15 protein-coding genes are annotated in these 19,439 nt (G+C 70.1%); 14 read left to right on the top strand and 1 reads right to left on the bottom strand.

The features are described 5' to 3' along the window. The 14 genes from IPK24_19240 (at window position 1) to IPK24_19175 (ending at window position 16,195) form a co-directional block, all read left to right on the top strand. Window positions 1-789 carry a DUF4157 domain-containing protein gene (locus IPK24_19240; protein ID MBK8077642.1) on the top strand — a complete coding sequence of 263 codons (789 nt, stop codon included), beginning with the start codon at window positions 1-3 and terminating at the stop codon, window positions 787-789. A 104-nt stretch (window positions 790-893) separates the two neighbouring features. Beyond that, window positions 894-4,829 (top strand): hypothetical protein, encoded by a 3,936-nt coding sequence (locus IPK24_19235; protein MBK8077641.1) that lies wholly within the window; start codon window positions 894-896, stop codon window positions 4,827-4,829. Window positions 4,830-5,029: 200 nt separating this feature from the next. Further along, the gene (locus IPK24_19230; GenBank protein MBK8077640.1) at window positions 5,030-6,610 is read left to right on the top strand and encodes a phage tail sheath family protein; all 1,581 of its coding nucleotides are present in this window, start codon (window positions 5,030-5,032) and stop codon (window positions 6,608-6,610) included. 50 nt (window positions 6,611-6,660) lie between these two features. Continuing rightward, complete coding sequence (locus IPK24_19225) at window positions 6,661-7,104, top strand: phage tail protein (protein MBK8077639.1); 444 nt, start codon at window positions 6,661-6,663, stop codon at window positions 7,102-7,104. Further along, window positions 7,104-7,580, top strand: a complete 477-nt coding sequence (locus tag IPK24_19220) for a hypothetical protein (GenBank protein ID MBK8077638.1) — start codon at window positions 7,104-7,106, stop codon at window positions 7,578-7,580. The genes IPK24_19225 and IPK24_19220 overlap by 1 nt, the downstream gene beginning before the upstream one ends. Then, window positions 7,577-7,732: a hypothetical protein gene (locus IPK24_19215; protein ID MBK8077637.1), complete on the top strand. Its 156-nt coding sequence runs from the start codon at window positions 7,577-7,579 to the stop codon at window positions 7,730-7,732. Before IPK24_19220 ends, IPK24_19215 begins: the two co-directional genes overlap by 4 nt. A gap of 18 nt (window positions 7,733-7,750) precedes the next feature. After that, window positions 7,751-9,889 (top strand): hypothetical protein, encoded by a 2,139-nt coding sequence (locus IPK24_19210; protein MBK8077636.1) that lies wholly within the window; start codon window positions 7,751-7,753, stop codon window positions 9,887-9,889. A gap of 64 nt (window positions 9,890-9,953) precedes the next feature. Then, window positions 9,954-10,397, top strand: a complete 444-nt coding sequence (locus IPK24_19205; GenBank protein MBK8077635.1) for a phage tail protein — start codon at window positions 9,954-9,956, stop codon at window positions 10,395-10,397. Window positions 10,398-10,410: 13 nt separating this feature from the next. Next, the gene (locus tag IPK24_19200) at window positions 10,411-11,166 is read left to right on the top strand and encodes a LysM peptidoglycan-binding domain-containing protein (protein ID MBK8077634.1); all 756 of its coding nucleotides are present in this window, start codon (window positions 10,411-10,413) and stop codon (window positions 11,164-11,166) included. Window positions 11,167-11,172: 6 nt separating this feature from the next. Then, window positions 11,173-12,903: a VgrG-related protein gene (locus tag IPK24_19195; GenBank protein ID MBK8077633.1), complete on the top strand. Its 1,731-nt coding sequence runs from the start codon at window positions 11,173-11,175 to the stop codon at window positions 12,901-12,903. A 27-nt stretch (window positions 12,904-12,930) separates the two neighbouring features. After that, window positions 12,931-13,212: a PAAR domain-containing protein gene (locus tag IPK24_19190; GenBank protein MBK8077632.1), complete on the top strand. Its 282-nt coding sequence runs from the start codon at window positions 12,931-12,933 to the stop codon at window positions 13,210-13,212. A gap of 1 nt (window position 13,213) precedes the next feature. Then, on the top strand, window positions 13,214-13,675 hold the full coding sequence (locus tag IPK24_19185) for a GPW/gp25 family protein (GenBank protein MBK8077631.1): 462 nt from the start codon (window positions 13,214-13,216) through the stop codon (window positions 13,673-13,675). Window position 13,676: 1 nt separating this feature from the next. Then, window positions 13,677-15,626 (top strand): putative baseplate assembly protein, encoded by a 1,950-nt coding sequence (locus IPK24_19180; GenBank protein ID MBK8077630.1) that lies wholly within the window; start codon window positions 13,677-13,679, stop codon window positions 15,624-15,626. A 113-nt stretch (window positions 15,627-15,739) separates the two neighbouring features. Further along, window positions 15,740-16,195: a phage tail protein gene (locus IPK24_19175; GenBank protein MBK8077629.1), complete on the top strand. Its 456-nt coding sequence runs from the start codon at window positions 15,740-15,742 to the stop codon at window positions 16,193-16,195. Here IPK24_19175 and IPK24_19170 read toward each other — a convergent pair. Next, complete coding sequence (locus IPK24_19170) at window positions 16,185-19,016, bottom strand: winged helix-turn-helix domain-containing protein (GenBank protein MBK8077628.1); 2,832 nt, start codon at window positions 19,014-19,016, stop codon at window positions 16,185-16,187. The two genes, IPK24_19175 and IPK24_19170, sit on opposite strands and share 11 nt — an antisense overlap. Between the last annotated feature and the right edge of the window lie 423 nt (window positions 19,017-19,439).

Raw genomic sequence — 19,439 nt, 5'->3', positions numbered from 1 at the left:
ATGCGCGGGCACCAGCACGACCTCGACAGCGGCGACTCGCTACGGCCCAAGGCGGCCCGGCTCGACGAGGAGAACCCGCTGGCGGCCCGGGCGGCGGCCACCGGCCAATGGGGTGCCGTCGGCGCCGCCGGGCTGGCGGATCTGCAGCGATCCGTGGGCAATGCCGGCATCGCCGCTGCGCTCGACCAGGAGGAACGTTCACCGGTTCACGACGTGGTCTCAAGCAGCGGCCGCCCCCTCGACGAGGAGGTGCGCACCGACATGGAGTCCCGGCTCGGGGCCGACTTCTCCGACGTGCGGGTTCACGACGACTCCGCGGCCCACGACTCGGCCCGGGCGGTCAACGCGCATGCCTACACGGTCGGCTCGAACGTCGTCTTCCAGCGCGACCAGTACGACCCGTCATCGACGCAGGGGCGCACCACCCTGGCGCACGAACTGACCCACGTCGTCCAGCAGCGCTCGGGTCCGGTCGACGGCACACCTGCTGCCGGCGGGGTGCGCATCAGCGATCCGAGTGACCGCTTCGAACGCGAGGCGGCGGACACCGCTGCCCGCGTGATGTCCGACCCGGCGCCCGCGACGGCACCGACCTCGCTCGGCACTGCGGCCGGCCCGTCCGCCGCGGTGCAACGTGACGAGGTCGAGGAGTCCGAAGACTCCGTCCAAGGGCTGTTCGTGCAGCGTCAAGAGGACGAGGAACAACAAGAGGATGTCCAGGGCAGCTTCGCCGGACCGCCTCCGGTGCAGCGCGACGAGAGCGAGGACGACGAGCAGCCCGAGAGCTGAGCGCCTACTCGTCCGCGTTCCTGCCCTTTCGGGCAGCCCGAAGTGCCCTCACGGTTGCCCCGGTCCCGGACCCATCGCGCACCGCCGTCCGCGACCCTCGGAGGATGGCCGGCGCACGGCGCGGGGCCGAGCCCGGCCGGGCAACGGTCCGCGACTCTCACGCCGACGGCAGGCGCCGGATCGCCGATCGCGACCGGGCCGCCGGCGGTCGCGCCGGTCTGCTCGCCTTGCAACAGTCGGCGGGCAACGCCGCGGTGAGCGCGTTGCTGGCTGCTCGGCCCGCGGCCAAGAGCCAGACCCGGCCCCGGCCCGCGGTGCCGCAGGCGCGAGCAGCTGCTCGCCCCACGCCCAAGGCACCATCCCGGTCGGGATCCCAGGCCGCAGGCACCAGCCAGTCGGCGTCCCAGGCGACAGCGCGGGCGGGCGGAGCGAGCGCGGGCGCCTCGGTGACGATGTCCGAGCCGGCATCGACGACGCGCGAGCTGTCCGGCGATCAGTTGTTGCAGCCCCCGACGCCGCCGAGCCGACTCGCGCCGTCCGCTGATCCGGCCTTCCGGGCGGTGACCGGCCGCCTGGCGCAGGCGGGGGCAGCCACGAAGGCCCACCCCCCGGCATCCGCGAAGGCGCGTGAGGCCCAGGCCGCTGCGGTGGCACCGACCGGCGATCTCGACGGGCAGGCCAAGACGGCCAAGGTCGACACCATGAACGCCCAGCCGGTCGGGGGGTTCGACAAGAAGGCGTTCATCGCCGCGGTAACCGCCGCCATCGAGGCGAAGTCGCCCAAGAACCTCGAGGAGGCCGACGAGTACACCGGCTCCGGCAAGGCCGGCGAGGTGAAGAACCAGGTCAAGGGCCTGGTCGGGCAGGGCGCCCAGGACCAGGGCAAGGACGTCGCAGCCGCCACGGAGGCGGCGCCCGACACCTCGACAGCCGTCGCCAAGCCGGTCACGCCGATGATCAACGAGCAACCCGGGACGGCGGCCGTCGTTCCGGGTGAGGGTGCGGCACCCAAACCGGCTGCGCCCGAACAGCTCAACCTGGCTGCCGGCCCGCACCAGGCGCAATCGGCGATGGCCGAGGGCGGCGTCACCGAGCAGCAGTTGGCGCACTCGAACGAGCCGCAGTTCACCCAGGCCCTCACCGATACCCAGCAGGCCGCGGCGCACTCGGCCGCAGCCCCCGCGGCGTATCGCGCGCACGAGAAACAGACCCTCGCTCAGGGCACCGCCGCGGCCAAGGCCGCCGCGGTGCAGGGAGTCACGGGCATGCAGGCGGCCAAGGCCGGTGCGCTGACGGGCCTGACCGGGCAGAAGGAACAGGCGAAGTCGAAGGACGAGGCCAAGCGGGCCGAGGTCACCGCCAAAGTGCAGTCCCTCTATGCGTCAACCGAAACCGACGTCAAGAAGCTGCTGGACGGTATCGACCCCAAGGTGGACAAGGCCTTCGAGGCCGGTGAGGCACGGGCGCGCACGGCGTTCGAGTCGTTCGTCGGGGCCAAGATGGCCGCCTACAAGAAGGAGCGCTACAGCGGTCTGGCGGGCGCCGCCCGCTGGGTGAAGGACAAGCTGCTGGGCATGCCGCGCGAGGTGGATCAGTTCTATGCCGCTGGGCGCCGGCTCTACCTCCAGCAGATGGACCAGGTGATCTCGAACGTTGCCGACATCGTCGGCAACGACCTCGCGGCCGCCAAGAAGCGGATCGCGGACGGCAAGGTGCAGATCGCCTCCTACGTTGCCTCGCTGCCCCAGGACCTGAAGGCCGTGGGAGCCGAGGCGTCGGAACGGATCGGCGACCAGTTCGCCCAGCTCGAGCAGGACGTCGAGGCGAAGCAGGCCGCCGTCGTCGATGCCCTGGCCACCAAGTACGTCGAGGCGCGCAAGGGTCTGGACGAGCGCATCGAGCAACTGCAGTCCGAGAACAAGGGTCTGGTCGACAAGGCCATCGGCGCCATCAAAGCCGTGGTCGAGACCATCCGTGGCCTGGTCGCGATGCTGACCAACGTGCTGGCCAAGGCCGTCCACGTGGTCGGCGACATCATCAAGAACCCGATCGCTTTCCTGGGCAACCTGATCGCCGGCGTCAAGGGTGGCATCGTGCGGTTCCGCGACAACATCGCGTCCCACCTGCGCAGGGGGCTCATGAGCTGGCTCTTCGGTGCCCTCGCCGCGGGCGGGGTCGAGATCCCGAAGAGCTTCGATGTGCAGGGCATCCTGCGCATGCTGGCCTCGATCTTCGGGTTGACCTGGGCTCACATCCGCAGTCGCATCGTGCGGCGGATCGGCGCGAAGGCGATGGGGGCCGTCGAAACCGGGGTCGACATCTTCCGCCGGTTCGCCACCGAGGGGCTCGGTGGTCTGTGGGAGATGCTGCTCGAGAAGCTCGGCAACATCAGAGACATGATCCTCGAGAAGGTGAAGGACTTCGTCATCACCAGGATCATCACCGCCGGCATCACCTGGCTGATCAGCCTGCTCAACCCCGCGGCGGCGTTCATCAAGGCCTGCAAGCTGATCTACGACGTCATCAAGTTCTTCATCGACAACGGCGAACGGATCGCGAAATTCGTCAACACGGTCGTCGACTCGGTCGTCGACATCGTGCGCGGCAACGTCGGTGGCGTCGTCGCGAAGATCGAGAACGCGCTGGCCCAGATGGTGCCGATCCTGATCGGATTCCTTGCCAGCGTGCTGGGACTCGGTGGCATCGGCCAGAAGATCCGCGAGATCATCGAGGCCTTGCGCAAGCCGGTCACCCGGGCGCTGGACTGGGTCATCGCCAAGGGCATGAAGCTGGCCAGCCCGATCATTCGGAAGTTGTCGGGGGTTGCCGCGAAGGCCAAGGCCAAGGTTGCCGCGGGCAAGGCGTGGGTGAAGGGCAAGGTCGAGAAAGGCAAGGCCTGGACGAGGGACAAAGTGGCCGCAGCGCGAGCCAGGTTCGGCATGCGAGGAAGACCTGCCCTCAACCGACCTCCCACTCCAGATGAGGCCACATCAGCGGCTCGGGCCGCATCAAAAGACGCAATCAAGACGCTCGGTCGAGGCGCATCCCCCCAGAATGCATCCGCCATCCTCAATGGGGTGCTGGACAGACACAGACGGTTTGGGGTAAGGAGCCTAGAGCTGACGCTCCAAGACGATGCCTTGCACGTAAAGGCTTCGGTAAACCCAACATATATCTGGCGTGACGGCGTGCGAATCACGATAAGTCCGATAGCCATTCGTGAGATCAGTCAGGCCGACGAACACAATGCTGGAGGCCTGACGAGCGATGAGCTCAAGTCGGAGAATAGTGCCACGGCGAGAGGGTACTTTCTCTACAATGGGAAAGGGCATGCCATCGAGCAGATGGTGAGTAGCGAGTCAGCTAAATACCGACAGCATGCAACAATGTCATCCGAAGGGGCGCACGCCGAAGAACAAGTATGCAATTCCTTCGAGATTATCTACAAGGAAATCGTCCGCAAGAAAGCTCGCGGGGCACCCAGGGAAGCCATTCCTTATTCAATCAAGATGGGGATTGACGTTTCGGTCAGCTGCTGCCCCAATTGCGCGCAACAGATCGCTGACTTTGTCCAAAGAATGCGCAAGGATGGTTGCGCAGTCGAGGCGAAGCTCCGTTTCGGCAGTCTCTACCATGGCCCCTCCATGCGCAATCCAACAAAGGGGCGCGTCATCGTTCCTACCGGTTCGATGGACGACCGCGCACTCAGGCGTATGTTCTTCCTCGATGGCGAGATTCGCCCTGTGAAGCGCGGGCGACTTTGGGGAATTCTAAACTCGGGAATGAAGCCGAGGAATACTAGTCGTGGCCTCGAGAGCCTCCCTTCGGGACCACGGGTCGGCGAACTGGGCCTGGCGATACTGAGCCGCCAAGGAATCGCAGTTTCGGCCCTCCGCAGTGGTGACCTGGCCGAGAGTCATGATGGAAGCGAACGAGCGGATCACGAGGAGCTCAGTAAGGCTCTGAAATCCCGCGCCGACAAGCTTGAAAAGGTAATTCTTCAGATTGAGCAGGAGATTGAGGGAACAAAAGCGTCTTGAAAATTGCGACGAGAAGACTCACCCACAATCGAGAGGGCGCATTGCGCCACTTGCCAAGCCGTCTGTCGGCTAACATCGCGCGCTCCCTTCCACTGCCCCTTCGGGCAGGTTTGACTGCCCTCACCCCCGTCCCCCCGACCCTGCTGATCTGACCCGACCACCCTGACCCTGGACGAACGAAGTCCGTCGAGGAGGTCAGCATGCCGACGTACCTGTCGCCCGGGGTGTACGTAGAAGAGGTTGATTCCGGCGCACGGCCCATCGAGGGGGTCGGCACCGCGGTGGCGGCCTTCGTGGGCTTGGCGGCGACCGGTCCGGTCAACACGCCGACCTTGGTGAGCAACTGGACTCAGTTCGTCAACGTGTTCTGCGCACCGCAGGATACGGACCGTCCCGTCCCACAGTTCCTGCCCGGCAGCTACCTCGCGCTCTCCGTCTACGGCTATTTCATGAACGGCGGCGGCAACTGCTATGTCGTGCGGATCGGCGGCTCCCCGGCCGAGCAGAACGGCAACGGCACCAGGAGCCTCACTGCCGCCGCCCCGCAGGCGATGCTGGGCAACCGCTACCGCGTGCAGGCCCTCGACCCTGCGGTGGCACCCGGCAGCATCGAGATCGAGGTCGCGGATGCGGGCGGCGAGGCACCGACCGACGACATGTTCAAGCTGGTGGTCAAGCAGGCCGGCCAGGTCGTCGAGGAGTTCGACCGCGCCGTCACCGGCCGCGGTCGGCAGAACGTCGCGACGATGGTGAACACCTCCTCGAAGGTGATCCGGCTCGAGGAAGTCGGCAGCGGCACGGTGGACAAGCCAGCCGCCGGTACCGTCGCGCTCCTGGCGCCCCCGCCACCGGCCGCCGTCCCCAGCCCCGCCCTGACCGCCGACGACTACGTCGGCAGCGCGGCCGACCGCACCGGGTTCGGCGGTCTCGAGGCCGTGGACGACGTCACGATCGTGTGCGTCCCCGACCTGATGAGTGCCTACCAGCAGGGCGCCATCGATGACGAGGCCCTCAAGACCGTGCAACTGGCCGTCGTCACGCATTGCGAGTTGATGGGCGACCGGGTCGCCGTCCTCGATCCGCCGCCGAACCTGAACGCGCAGCAGATCAGGGAGTGGCGGCGACACAAGGCCGGATACGACTCCAAGTACGCCACCCTCTACTGGCCCTGGATCAAGGTGTACGACCCGGCAACCGCCGAGACGATCTTCGCGCCGCCCTCCGGTCACGTTGCCGGCCTGTGGGGGCGCACCGACGCCCCCCGGGGAGTGCACAAGGCACCGGCCAACGAGGTACTGCGAGGCGCAGTCTCGTTGCAGACCCAGATCACCAAGACCGAGCACGGGTCGCTCAACCCGGAGGGCATCAACTGCATTCGGGCTTTCCCTGGCGGCGGCATCAGGATTTACGGCGCCCGGACGCTCTCGTCCCACCCGGCCTGGCGCTACCTCAACGTGCGCCGACTGTTCAACTACCTCGAGGAATCGATCCTGCTCGGCACCCAGTGGGTGGTGTTCGAGCCCAACGACGACGCGCTCTGGGCGCGGATCCGGCGCACCATCAGTGCCTTCCTGGTCAACGAATGGCGCAAGGGGGCGTTGTTCGGCCTGACACCCGACGAGGCGTTCTGGGTCAAGTGCGATCGCGAGACCAACCCCGCCGAGGGTATCGACGCCGGGCAGGTGGTCTGCGAGATCGGCGTAGCCCCGGTGAAACCGGCCGAGTTCGTCGTCTTCCGTCTCTCCCAGTTCTCCGGCGGCACCGCTCTGGCCACCGAGTGACCCGCCCTGAACCGATCGCCCAGCACCCGCCCCACCGGAGGTAGATCACCATGGCACTGCCCGACCTCGACAGCTCCGTCGGCCACTCGTTCGGCCTCGAGATCGACGGCATCGTCATCAAGTCCATCACCGAGGTGAGCGGACTGAAGATGGAGCAGGACGTCGTGGAGTTGAAACAGAACGGCCCCGACGGCAAGTACATGATCAAGAAACTGCCGGGGCGTTGGAAGGCCGGCGAGGTCACCTTGACCCGCGGTCTCACCGCGGACAAGAGTTTCGAGAAGTGGATGAAGGACTCGCAGTTCGGCAAGATGAGCGATGCCCGCAAGGGCGGCGCGATCATCGTCTACGACTACGAGGGCAACGCCCTCAAGCACTACAAGCTGACCAACGCCTGGCCCAAGAGCCTCGAGATCGGCGCCCTCAAGGCCGGGGACACCAACGTGCTCACCGAGAAGCTCGTCATCACCTACGAACGGCTCGAGGTGGAGTGATGCGTCGCGCCCACGGCGGCGACCTGCGCGAGCGCCAGGCCCCCGGCACCTCACCGGACGGCGATCTCGGGGCTCCGGAGGCGGTCGCCCCGCGGCGCCTCGAGCCTCTCTACACCGAGTTCGCGTTCGAGCTACCCCGCGGCTACGTGGACGGCTCCGGCACCGTCCACCGGCACGGGGTGATCCGGTTGGCCACTGCTCGCGACGAACTGGTTCCGCTGCGGGACGACCGAGTGCGCGCGAACCCGGCCTACCTCACGGTGGTGCTGCTCGCGCGAGTGATCACCCGGCTCGGCACGATCGACGACGTACACGTGGGCATCATCGAGAACCTGTTCGCCACCGATCTGGCCTTTCTGCAGGACCTGTACCGACGGGTCAACACCGAAGGCCACACCCACGCCACCGTGGCCTGCCCGGCCTGCGACCACCAGTTCAGCGTCGACATCGCCGGGGGCCGCCTGGGGGAATCGTGACCTGCGGCCCGGACCGGCTGCACGAAGAGGTGGCCTACATCGCCTCCCACTTCCACTGGTCGCTGGACGACCTGCTCGACCTCGACCACGCGCAGCGCCGGCTGTACGTCGAGCAGATCGCACGGATCAACACCCGGATCTCCGCCGGGTGACGGGTGGAGGTGAGAGCAGTGGCAACGGCGTGGACCCGGTTGCGGCAGTGGGCTCTCGGCCGCCCGGACGACGCTGCGCCGGCCTCGCTGCCCGCCCCGCCGCAACTCCCCCCGCCTGCCGCCTGGCGGTCAGCACCACCGATCCAGCGCAGCCTCGGGCCGATGCCGACAACCCTTCAGCCTCAGGCGTTCCCGCGCCTGCTGCTGTCACACCGCAACCCCGGGGTCCTCGCTCCGCTGGCCCACGCCATCGATCCGCACGCGCCGGTCGGGCTGGTGCACGACCTCGCCCAACCGGCCCAGGCCAACCCCGCCGCAGCGAACACCTCCGTCCAACGCACCTCGTCGACGCCGGACCACCGCACCGTGACCTGGCCCGACCGGAGCATCGGCCCTGGGTCCTTGCCGGTCACGGACTCACCCCCTGAGGGCAACCACCCGGAGCAGCCACCCGTCGTCCAGCCGCTGCCCCCCGCGGCCGGGCCACTCGTCACCGCGCACGCCCCGGCTCTGCCCCAGCTGCAGCGGCGCGCCATCGAGACCTCGCCGCCCTCGCCGTCCCCCGACGCCGGCGCGACCTCCACGCCACCGGCCGAGGCGACTGCCTTCGAGGCTCGGAGCCCCTCGCCGACACCGAGCGCTCCGCTGCTCGCCGAACCGCCACACGAGGCCGCGGCACCACCCGACACCGAGGTGCAAACCGCCCCTGTGACACCGACACCGCCCGTGGTGAGCCGACTGCGACCGGACGGCAGCCCTCGGCTCGGCCTGGGTGCTCCGCTGCCCCGGGGCGCTCCCCGCCGGGCAGCACTCCCCGACCCGCCGGGCCCGGCGAGCGCCACACCACCGCAGGTGCAACGCACCCAGACATCGGCCGCAACGCCCCCGCCGAGCACGCCCCCGCACGCAACGTCTCTGGCCGCGAGGCCGTCGACCGCTGATCCGGAGCCCGTCCCACCGGACGCGCTCATCACGCCACCAGCCCGCGACGAGGCGCCCCTGCTCGGGGATCGACCCCAGCCGGACGACGACCTCCTCGACAACGCCGGTCCACCCGAGCCCCTGGCACCAGTGGATGGAACGACTCGGCCCACCGACCCGACGCCCCCCTTACCCACGGCGCCGTCGGTCCAGCGGTTGCCAGAACCCCTTCGCGACCTGCCGCCCGCCGTTCCAGCGCACGCCGTCCCAACGCCTGACGCCCCGCCCGCCGACATCGGCGAACTGCCGCACGAGTCGTTCCTGCACGACCCCGTCCCGCACACCCCGCTGCCGGACGACGCCGAGCCCGCTGCCCCGACCGCCGCAGCCCCCCTGCTGGGTGACCGACCGCTGACGCCCTCACTCGCCGTCGCCGCCCTGGACGCCTCGATGCCCCAGCGCACAGCCACGATCGACGACGGCGCCCAACCCACAGCAGTCCGGACGTTCGAGCCGGTACGCGCCCCGGGATCGGTTCCGCCGGTGAGCATCTCACACAGCTCCATCACGATGACTCCCCCGGCAGGCGCTGCCGCCCTCCCCTCTGTACAGCGCACTGCCACCGGGACGATCTCTCACCCAGCAGCTGCCGCAACGGGTTTCACCGGCCCCGCCCACCCCGCGCCAGCCGCCGTCCAACGCCACACCCCACCCGGTGCACCGCCCGCGCACCCCTCACCGCCCGCACCGGGCGCCGCCGCATCACCCGGGCATCCGCTCGCCTGGAGCCCGGGGGATGTCGCGATCTCGGCCGGCATCGCCCACCGCTCCTCCGACGGCTCGGTCGTGTTCGACCTGCCCACCACCGCGCCGCGGACTGTTCCCGCGTCAGCTCCACTGCAACGACTCTCACTGCCGCCCCAACCCGTCGCGCCACGCCTCGCCCATGCCGACGACAGCTCGGTCGACCACCCCGCCGTCCAAACCGTTGCGGCGACCGAACCGAGCGGGTCAGTCGACGACCTGCCATCTGATCTCCCGTCACCCGTCACAACGGCCGACCTCCACGCCCCCGGCTCCGGTGTCGTTGCGCCCTCGCCCTCACCGACCTCCACCGATCCGTCCCCCACCGGGCCGGCCATGCCCCCGGTCGACGAACTCGTCCAACGCCTCTTCGACCCCTCGCGGCCCGACTGCGCGCCGAGTTGCGCCTCGATCGTGAACGCGCCGGCCTGACCACCGACCTGCGCCGCTGACCAGCTCGCCACCCCGAACGCCACCCACCCGGACAGGAGCATCGATGACCACGACGCCCGGCACCGACCCGGTGGTCACCGTCTGCTTCTCGGTGCAGATCGACGGCATCGACCTGGGCACCTTCACCAGCTGCGACGGGTTGGGCATCGAGGTGGTGCTCGAACAACGAGAAGAGGGCGGTACGAACGGTTTCGTGTGGCAACTGCCGACCCGGCTCAAGTTCTCGAACATCAAACTCAGCCGCGCCCTGGGCAAGGACAGCCGCAAGGTCGCCGAGTGGTTCACCCAGGTCGCCACCGGCCTCGGCCCCGGCACGGCGAGCATCGTCGCGCGCGGCACCGACGACCGGCCGGTCGCCCGCTGGAACCTCGCCGGCGTCGTCCCGGTGCGCTGGACCGGACCGAGCTTCAACCTCGACTCCCCCAAGATCGCGATGGAGACCATCGAGATCGCCCACCACGGCTTCACGTTCGCGCCCGAGAGCTGAAGGAGGCTCGCCGATGCCCCGTCCGATCGCCCTGACCGCGCCTGCCGCCGGCCCGGCGAAGTCCAGTTCGCCGAGCCTCACCGAGGCCGCCCTCGAACTGTTCGAGGCCACCCCCGCCGCCGACGGCGGCAAGCCGGGCGCCCCCTGCGGCCGGATCGCGTTCCAGTTCAAGCCGAAAGAGCTCTCGATCCAGAAGTCGGCCACCTGGGAGCGCCAACGCGCACGCGGGTCGAAGAGCGCCGGACCACCCCAGTTCACGGGCGCCGAGCCCTGCAAACTCAGCTTCGAACTGTTCTTCGACGCCTCCACCAGTTCATCGGGCAGCGTCGTGGCCCAGGTCGAGCAGTTGTTCAGCTGTTGCGTCCCGACCGACCTGAGCCTGACGCACACCAAGGGATCGCCCCCGGTGGTGATCCTGCGCTGGGGCACCGTGGCCAGCTTCGTGGCGTTCGTGACCTCGGTGCAGGCGAAGTACACCCTGTTCCGTGCCGACGGCACCCCGATCCGGGCGACCTGCTCGGTGACCCTCGAGGAGATGCCCGGCGAACCGTCTCGGCAGAACCCGACCTCGGGTGGCCTGGCCACCGCGAGCCGGCACACCGTCGTGGACGGCGAGTCCCTGGCCTCGATCGCCTGGCAGGAGTACGGCGACCCCGCCCTGTGGCGGCCGCTGGCCCGGGCCAACGACATCGACGATCCGCTGCGGGTGCGCCCCGGCCGCACGCTGCTGCTGCCGGCGGTCGACCTGCTGCTGACCGAGCACGGGTAGGCCGCCGTGCCCCAACCCACGTTCAGCAGCGGCTTCGGTGTCAGCATCAACGGCACCGAGCTGTCGAGCCTGCTGCTGCAGCAACTGGTCAGCGGTTACGTCGACGACAGCCTGAACCTGCCCGACCTGGTCGTGCTGCGCTTCCGCGACCCGGATCGCCTGCTGCTGAAGGCGACCGGCGCCTCGGTGGGCGCCCCGTTGGTCGTCTCGGTGAGCGTCACCGGACGCTCTGCGCCACAGAAGCTGATCACGGCCGAGATCACCGCGCTGGAGGTCGAGTTCGACACCACGGGGTCCTACACCGTCGTCCGCGGCCTGGACCCAGCCCACCGGCTGTTCCGTGGGCGACGCACCGACACCTGGACCCAGGCCACTGCCTCCGACGTGGCCACCAAGGTCGCTCAGCGCGCGGGTCTGACGCTGGGTCGCATCGATTCGACCAGCACGGTGTTCGACCACGTGTGCCAGGCGGGCGTCAGTGATTGGGTCTTCCTGAACGGTCTGGCCCGCGAGATCGGCCACGAGGTCGCGGTGCGGGACGGCGCGTTCGAGTTCCGTGCTCCGCGTCCGGCCGAGGACGCCCCCGACGGCACCGCCCCCGCCGAGGAGGCGCTGGTGCTGCGCCGCTCGTCCGACCTGCTGCGGTTGCGCGCCGTGGTCACGGCTGCAGACCAGGTGAGCGACGTCGAGGTGCGTGGCTGGGACGTCGCCGAGAAGAAGGCCCTCATCGGGCGGCATCGTGCCGGCACCCGCAGTGCCCAACTGGACGGCGCCACGCCGGCCGACCTCGCCAAGACGTTCGGTGACCCGGTCTACGTCACCGGCGACGTCCCGTACCGCACCCAGGCCGAGGTCGACACGGCGGCGCAGGCCTTGTCGGAGCAGCTCGGGGGTGCCTTCGCCGAGGTGGACGCCGTCGCGCGCGGCAACCCGATGATCCGCGCCGGCGCCGCGATCACCCTGACCGACCTGGGCGCCCCCTTCGACGGCAAATACGTGGTGACCACCTCGCGGCACACCTTCGATCAGGCGGGCGGCTACCAGACCCACTTCTCGGTCACCGGGCGCCAGGATCGCTCCCTGTACGGCCTGGTCTCCGGCGGCGGCGGCAACGGCACGGGCATCCCACCGATCACCGGGGTCACCCTCGCCGTGGTCACCGATGTGCAGGACCCCACGAACGCCGGCCGGGTCAAGGTCTGCTTCCCCTGGCTGGCCGACGATCACGTCAGCGACTGGGCGCGCACCGTGCACGCCGGCGCCGGTGAGTCCCGCGGGGCATTCATCCTGCCCGAGGTGGGTGACGAGGTGCTGGTGGCCTTCGAGCGCGGCGATCTGCGCCACCCCTACGTGCTGGGGGGCCTCTACAACGGCCGCGACACCCCGCCGTCCGGCCCGGCCGCCGTCGACTCCGGGTCCGGGGCGGTCACCCGGCGCTCGGTGGTCTCGCGGCGCGGCCACCGGATCGACCTGCTGGACGCCGACTCCGGCGCCGGCGTCCGGTTGGCCACCGGCGACGACGCGCTCGAACTGACACTCGACGCGAGCAACACCCGGATCACCGTCACCAGCAACGGCAGCGTCGAGATCTCTGGCGCACAAGGGATCTCGATCAAAGCCGGGCAGGGCCGACTGCAGCTCGAAGGCGCCGACATCAGCATCAAGGCCACCACCGGGCTGACCCTGGACGGCGGCGCCCAAGCCACCTTGAAGGCCGCCCTGGTGCGGATCAACTGACCGCACTCGACACCGAAGGAGCATCGCATGCCCATGGCAGCTCGGGTCGGCGACCAAACCGGCCACCCCGGCGTCATCGGACCGCCGGGAGTCCCCACCGTGCTCATCGGCGGCAAGCCCGCGGCCACGGTCAGCGCGATGCATGTCTGCTCCTTCCCCGGCACGCCACCGCACCCGCCGAGCACCATCGTCGGGCCGGGCGTGCCGACCGTGCTGATCGCCGGGTTGCCCGCGGCAGTGCTCGGCGACTGCTCGGTCTGCGGCTCGCCGATCGTGCTGGGCTGCCCGACCGTACTCATCGGAGGCTGACGTGGCCACGGACTTCATCGGTTCCGGCATCGCCTACCCATTGCGGATCGGGGCAGGCGGCGGCCTGGCCCTGGTCAGCCAGGAGCGCGAGGTCGAGGAGGCGATCCGGCTGATCCTGGCCACCCGCCCCGGCGAGCGGCCCATGCGACCCGAGTTCGGTTCTCGCCTCGCCGATCACGTGTTCGCGCCCGCCAACGCCGCAACCGCCGGGCGCCTCGCGTACGAGGTGCGCACCGCCCTCGACCGCTGGGAACCGCGCATCACGCTGGACGACGTCGAGGTCGACTTCAGCGATGCCCAGGACGGCGTGCTCTACCTCGACATCCGCTACCGGCTGCGCGGCACCAACGACCCCCGCAACCTGGTCTTCCCGTTCTACGTCATCCCCGACCACGAACCATCGGCCGGCGTCGCCACCGACACCACCGTCACCCCCGTCGCCACCATCGAGGGAGGCCGTTGACATGGTGCTCGAGTCACCCAATCTCGACGACCGCGACTTCCAGTCCCTGGTCGACGAAGCCAAACGCCTGGTGCAGCAACGGTGTCCGGAGTGGACCGACCACAACGTGTCCGATCCCGGGGTCACCCTGATCGAGGCGTTCGCCCAGATGGTCGATCAGGTGATCTATCGCCTCAATCGCGTCCCCGACCGTCACTACCTGGCGTTCCTGGACCTGCTCGGGGTGCGTCCGTTCCCGCCCACCGCGGCCCGGGGCACGACCACGTTCTGGCTGTCGGCAGCCCAACCGGCCCCGGTCCTGGTGCGCGCCGAGACCGAGGTGGCCACCGCGCGCACCGACACCGACGAGGCGATCGTGTTCAGCACGGCCGAGGACCTGAGCATCGTGCCGTGCTCACTGGCGGAGTTGGCCACCTGGGACGGCGTCACCGAAACCTCGCGCACCGCTCAGCGCGCCGCCGGAGAGCCCGTGGAGTGTTTCTCGGATCCGCCCCGGGTCGGTGATGCCGTCCTGTTCGGCCTGTCGGATGCCGTGCCGTCCTGCGCCGTGCTCCTTCGGCTCGACTGTCCGGTCGGCGGGGCGGGCATCGACCCGCGTGACCCGCCGCTGGTGTGGGAGGCGTGGACCGGAACGGACTGGACCCGTTGCGATGTCGATCGAGACCACACCGGTGGCCTCAACCGCCCCGGCGACGTCGTGCTACACGTCCCGGCGAAGCACACCCTGTCGGCCAAGGCCAGGGCACGCGGCGGATGGCTGCGCTGCCGTGTGATCGAGAACTCCACCGGTCGCGCCTACCGCACCAGCCCCCAGATCCGTTCGGTGCAGGCGATGACGATCGGCGGCACGGTCGACGTGGTGAACGCCGAGACGGTTCACGACGAGATGCTGGGCCGATCCGATGGTGCCCCGGGGCAACGGTTCGCTCTCGGCCACGCCCCCGTGCTGCCCTGGGAGCACCAGGGGCTGCTCGACGTCGTCACCGAGAGCAGAGTGCAGACCTGGACGCCGGTCCACGACTTCGCGGCGTCCGGGCCCGACGACCGGCACTACCGCTTGGACCGCTCCGGCGGAACGGTCGAGTTCGGGCCGATGGTGCGCCGTCCCGACGGGTCGACTCGGCAGTTCGGCGCCATTCCGGCCAAGGATTCCCGGCTGCGTCTGTCGGCCTACCGCATCGGCGGGGGGCGTCGCGGCAACGTCGCCCGGGGCACGATCCGAGTGCTCAAGACGAGCGTGCCGTATGTGGCACGGGTCGAGAACCGCCACCCGGCCATCGGCGGCATCGACGGCGAGACGATGCCGGAGGTTCGCCTGCGCGGCCCGCTCGAGCTGCGCGCCGGCGGCCGGGCCGTCACCGCCGACGACTTCGAGGAGCTGGCTCGCCAGGTCGCCCCGGACGCCGCCCGGGTGCGCTGCGTACCGGCCGGACCCGGCGCCGCAGACGTCGGGAACGTTCGGCTCGTCGTCGTACCGTGGGTACCTGCCGATGAGCACGGACGCCTTGCCTACCAGGACATCTCGCGCCCTCCGGACGATCTGTTGCGCCGCATCGCCGAGCACCTCGAGCCCCGACGGCTGGTGGGCACCCGGTTGATCGTGGGGCCGCCCGACTATGTCGGGGTCACCGTCGTCGCCCGGGTCAGCCGGGCTCCGGGAGCGCAGGACGCCACGCAGCTGCGGGAGTTGTTGCTGCAGCTGCTGTACCGGTACCTGTCCCCGCTGGACGGCGGGCCCGAGGGCACCGGATGGCCGTTCGGGCGCAGCCTGCCGGCCTTCGAACTCGCCGGCCTGCTGGCCGATGCGCCGGGCGTGGCCGCGGTCGAAGAGGTCCTGCTCTTCCCGGTCAGGCTGCAGGACGGCCGCCGCGGGGACCAGCCGGTGTCCCGCCTCGACCTGGCACCCCATGCGCTGGTGCACTCACACCTGCATCAGGTGAGAGTCCAGTGAGCGCTCCCACGGGCGCCCGCTCGGGACGACGCGACGTGCCCGGGCTGATCTCCCCACACCCGATCGGGGCGGGACTGCCCAGCCTGTTCCTGGAGGACGACCTGGCTCAGCGGATGTGCGCCGCGCTCGACGAGGTGCTCGCCCCCGTGCTGGCGACCCTCGACTGCCTGCCGGCCTACCTGCACCCGGCGCTCAGCCCACCCGACGTCCTCACGTGGCTCGCGGGGTGGGTGGGATTGCCGGACGCCGCACTGTGGCCGCAGGAGCGCCGCCGGCTGCTCGTGGCCAGGGCAGCCGAGCTCCACGCCTGGCGCGGTACGGCGTTCGCCGTCCGAGAGCTGGTCGAACTCGCGACCGGCATCACCCCCCAGCTCGACGACCCGGGCAGCACCACGTGGTCGGCCGAGGCCGGGGCGCGGCCACCACGCACCGGACCCGACGAACTGGTGGTGCACGTCATCGTCCCGGCCGGACAGAACGCACCGGACGCCGCGCTGCTGTCTCGGCTGGTCGCGCTCGTGGCGCCGGCACATCTGGCCTGGCGGGTGGAGGTGACACTCATTGCGTGACAGGCCCACGACCCGATAGCGGGATGCCCAACTCGGCCATCACCCGTCGACGTTGCAGGACGGCGGCCTGCGCTGCCGCGGGATCGCCCGCCCGGTCGTGCAGCCGGGCCAGCAGGCGCCACGCAGCGTCTCGGTAGGGGTCCAACCGCAGGCACCGGCGGACCTGCTCGATCGCCCCCTCGAGTTCGCCCGCGCCGCCCTGGAGTACGGCCAGGGCGCAGGCGGCATCGGCGGCCGCCAGGCGCAGCCGATCTCGTTCGGCCAGCACCCACTCGGCCGGCCCCGCCTCGGGCAGCAGGTCGCCGACGTAGAGCTGCCCGGCGCGCTGCAGGGCCTGACGCTCGGCGGGCGCATCGGCTCGCCCGCGCGCCTCGCGAGCGGCCGTGAGCGCCGCCTCGAAGCCGATCACGTCGCTGTGGATCGGTCCGGGTACGACCAGGCCGTAGTTCTCCCCACGCCGGGCGGGCACCACGGGGCTCCCACCCGAGATCTTGGCGATCTCGGTGCGCAGGCTCGACAGCGCCACCTGCAGGCTGCGCAACGCGGCCTCCCCACCGGCGTCCGGCCAGATCGCATCCGCGAGGACATCCCGGTGCACCCACCGACCTGCGTTCAGGGCGAGCAGGTGCATCGCCGCCCGCGCCCGGGGGCGGACCCCGCCCAGATCGACCGGCTCGCCGCGCACCGCCACGGCGAACCCACCGAACAACCGCAGCGTCAGCAGAGGCTCGTCGGTGATGACCACCTGGTGACCCGCGGCTGAGGCAGGCGACTCGGCCACGCCGCCCCGCCAGCGCGCGGCGATCTGCGGCACATCCCGCACGCCGAGCGATCGGGCCTCGCGCACCAGGTCGACCCCGGCCTCACCCGGCGGGTGTGCGGCGGCAGCCAGGCTGCGCGCCCACAGCTCCACGACCGGGGCGTCGACCACGGCCAGGGCGGTGCAGGCGTCCTGATAGGCCTGTCGGTGGCCGTCGGCCACAGCCTGCACCAGCGCCACGAGCCCAGCCCCCCAGCGGTCCTGATCGGCGTCCGCGCTGATCCGCAGCAAGGACAGGCTGGCCAGCTCGCCCCGGCAGGCAGCCAGCAGCGCTCGAGCGATACGTGCCAGCCAGGGTGTGGACAACTCGCAGGCCTGCACCACGTCCTCGAGATCGGACTCCGACACCGGCACCGTCCTCGACAGCCAGCGCAGGCCCGCTCGCGCACAGGTCGCCGTGGCCACGGTGGCATCCGTGGCCTCAGGGTGTTCGCAGGCGGTCTGCAGCAGGCTCTCGGCCCGTTCAGCGTCTCCGCACAGCCCGGCCACCACGCCGGCCGCGAGCATCGACGTGACGTCCCTCCGGGCGCCGAGTGCCTCGAGGTGCTGCCACGGGTGTCGCATCGTGGCGGCCCGCAGCATGCCGAACGGATCCTGCGGCGGTGGAACGGCGCCGGGCAACCACAAACTCGTCGCCCGGGCCTCGGCGCGGCAGACATCCACCAGATCGGGGTCCTCGGCGATCTCGGCGGCCTCACGATATGCCTCGACCGCGGCCTGCAACCTGCCGCGGCCGCGCAGCCGGCGGGCCTCGGCCAGCCGTAGCCACGGGTCGTGCCGACTCAGTTCCGCGGGTAACAGATCGGTGGCCGGCCCACCATCGGTCACGATCTGTTCGCCGCTCGTCTGGAGCAACCTCTCCGCGGCGGCCCAGTCCTCGGCGCGCGCGAACGCGCGAAAGGCGGCGCGGACCTCGCCCGCGTGCAACAGCACCCGTGCGGCGCGTCGGTACCAGAAAGGGGCCTGCCGCGGCCCGAGCTCGTCGGTGAGTTCCAGTTCGAGGTGGTCGGCGAGCACCTGGTGATAGCGATAGCGCTCACCACTGCGATCGACGTGGATGAACAGCAACCGTTGCTCCAGCGCCTCGAGCACCTCAGCGGCGTCTGTGGTATCCAGCAAGGCATCGCACAGTTCTGCGGTGAGGACGCCGAGTGCGCTGGTCCGCCGCAGGAAGTGGCGCAACGCGGGGGGCAGCTCACCGAGAACCTCGCGCACCAGGTAGCGACGGACCAACCGTGAACCGCGGCCCAGCCCAGCGAGAGACTGGCGGCGCTGCACCGGCGAGTGGTGGGTGGTGGCGAGGTGGAACATGACCAGCCCGGCGATCCAGCCCTCGGTGCGCCGGGACAGATCGGCCGCGTCCTCGGGCGGCAGGGGTTGGTGATAGATGTCGCGGTAGAGCCGTTCGACCTCCCAGGAACGGAACCGCAGGTCGTCGGCCTCGAGGACCGCGACGTCCCGGGTGATCTTCAAGTCGTCCAGGTCGATTCCCGGCACGCGGCGTGCGGCCACCACGATCCTCAATCCCGCCGGGGCCTGGCCGATGAACCGCGCCAGTTCTCGCTCGGCGAGGCTGCCCCAGACCTCGTGCACATCATCGACGACGAGCAACCAACGAGGCCCGGCACCACGCTCGCCCAGCCCGGCCATCACCTCGGCGAGCGCGGGCAGGTCGGCAGGCAGGTCCTCGATTCCCGCGGCCGCGCTGATCACGCGAACCAGCCCCGCCACGAGCGTCGCGCGATCACGGTCGGAGGAGTCGGCCCGATACCACGCCACCTGCCCGTCGAACCGAGCGGCGATCTGGCCGAGCAGCGTGGTCTTGCCGTGGCCGGCAGCAGCGACCACGAACAGCACCGGCACAGCGGTGACCGAGATCAGGCGCTCGCGTACCAACCCGATGGCCTGCGGGGGACGGCTCTTGGCGGCCACGTCACGCCACCCGGCCGTGCCCGACCCGGCCGCAGCGCGCTCGGGTTGAGCATTCGTCGATCCGGCCACGTCACCCCCCGGGGTCGTGCCGAAACAGCCTGGAGATCTCCTCGGCCGCCCCGCCGGTCCGGTACCTGACGCCCGTGATCGTCGAGTGCCTCGAGTCCCTCTTTGATCTGAGCGTTCTCATGATGCCGCTGATGCCGCGCGGTGGGCGGCGAGCGCAGTTCCGTCCATCACATCGGCCCGCCGCGTACCCTCCGATTCCTGGCGGGAGCGCTCGCGGGCGGTGCCGTGGCAGTACACATCGGTGCCGCCCTGGTGCTACGGCTACCGATCGGAGTCGGGCTGCTCGGACACACCGACCAGCTCGGTGATCGCGCGGCACCCGGGCTCGACGCCGATTCCATCACGCATTGAAGCCATCGACTACACAGAGAGACCAACGTCCCCACCTCGAGTCCCACCCCCGGAGCAGGCTGACCCTGAGGT

The organism is Kineosporiaceae bacterium (assembly GCA_016713225.1).
Classification (GTDB): Bacteria; Actinomycetota; Actinomycetes; order Actinomycetales; family Kineosporiaceae; genus JADJPO01.
Note: the sequence above shows the minus strand (reverse complement) of the source record. Positions and strands in the feature narration are given on the sequence as shown.

Coding starts and splice junctions, on each gene's coding strand:
- IPK24_19235 (MBK8077641.1), top strand. CDS start 894: ATGGCCGGCGCACGGCGCGGGGCCGAGCCCGGCCGGGCAACGGTCCGC.
- IPK24_19240 (MBK8077642.1), top strand. CDS start 1: ATGCGCGGGCACCAGCACGACCTCGACAGCGGCGACTCGCTACGGCCC.
- IPK24_19190 (MBK8077632.1), top strand. CDS start 12,931: ATGCCCATGGCAGCTCGGGTCGGCGACCAAACCGGCCACCCCGGCGTC.
- IPK24_19220 (MBK8077638.1), top strand. CDS start 7,104: ATGCGTCGCGCCCACGGCGGCGACCTGCGCGAGCGCCAGGCCCCCGGC.
- IPK24_19175 (MBK8077629.1), top strand. CDS start 15,740: ATGTGCGCCGCGCTCGACGAGGTGCTCGCCCCCGTGCTGGCGACCCTC.
- IPK24_19225 (MBK8077639.1), top strand. CDS start 6,661: ATGGCACTGCCCGACCTCGACAGCTCCGTCGGCCACTCGTTCGGCCTC.
- IPK24_19205 (MBK8077635.1), top strand. CDS start 9,954: ATGACCACGACGCCCGGCACCGACCCGGTGGTCACCGTCTGCTTCTCG.
- IPK24_19230 (MBK8077640.1), top strand. CDS start 5,030: ATGCCGACGTACCTGTCGCCCGGGGTGTACGTAGAAGAGGTTGATTCC.
- IPK24_19200 (MBK8077634.1), top strand. CDS start 10,411: ATGCCCCGTCCGATCGCCCTGACCGCGCCTGCCGCCGGCCCGGCGAAG.
- IPK24_19180 (MBK8077630.1), top strand. CDS start 13,677: ATGGTGCTCGAGTCACCCAATCTCGACGACCGCGACTTCCAGTCCCTG.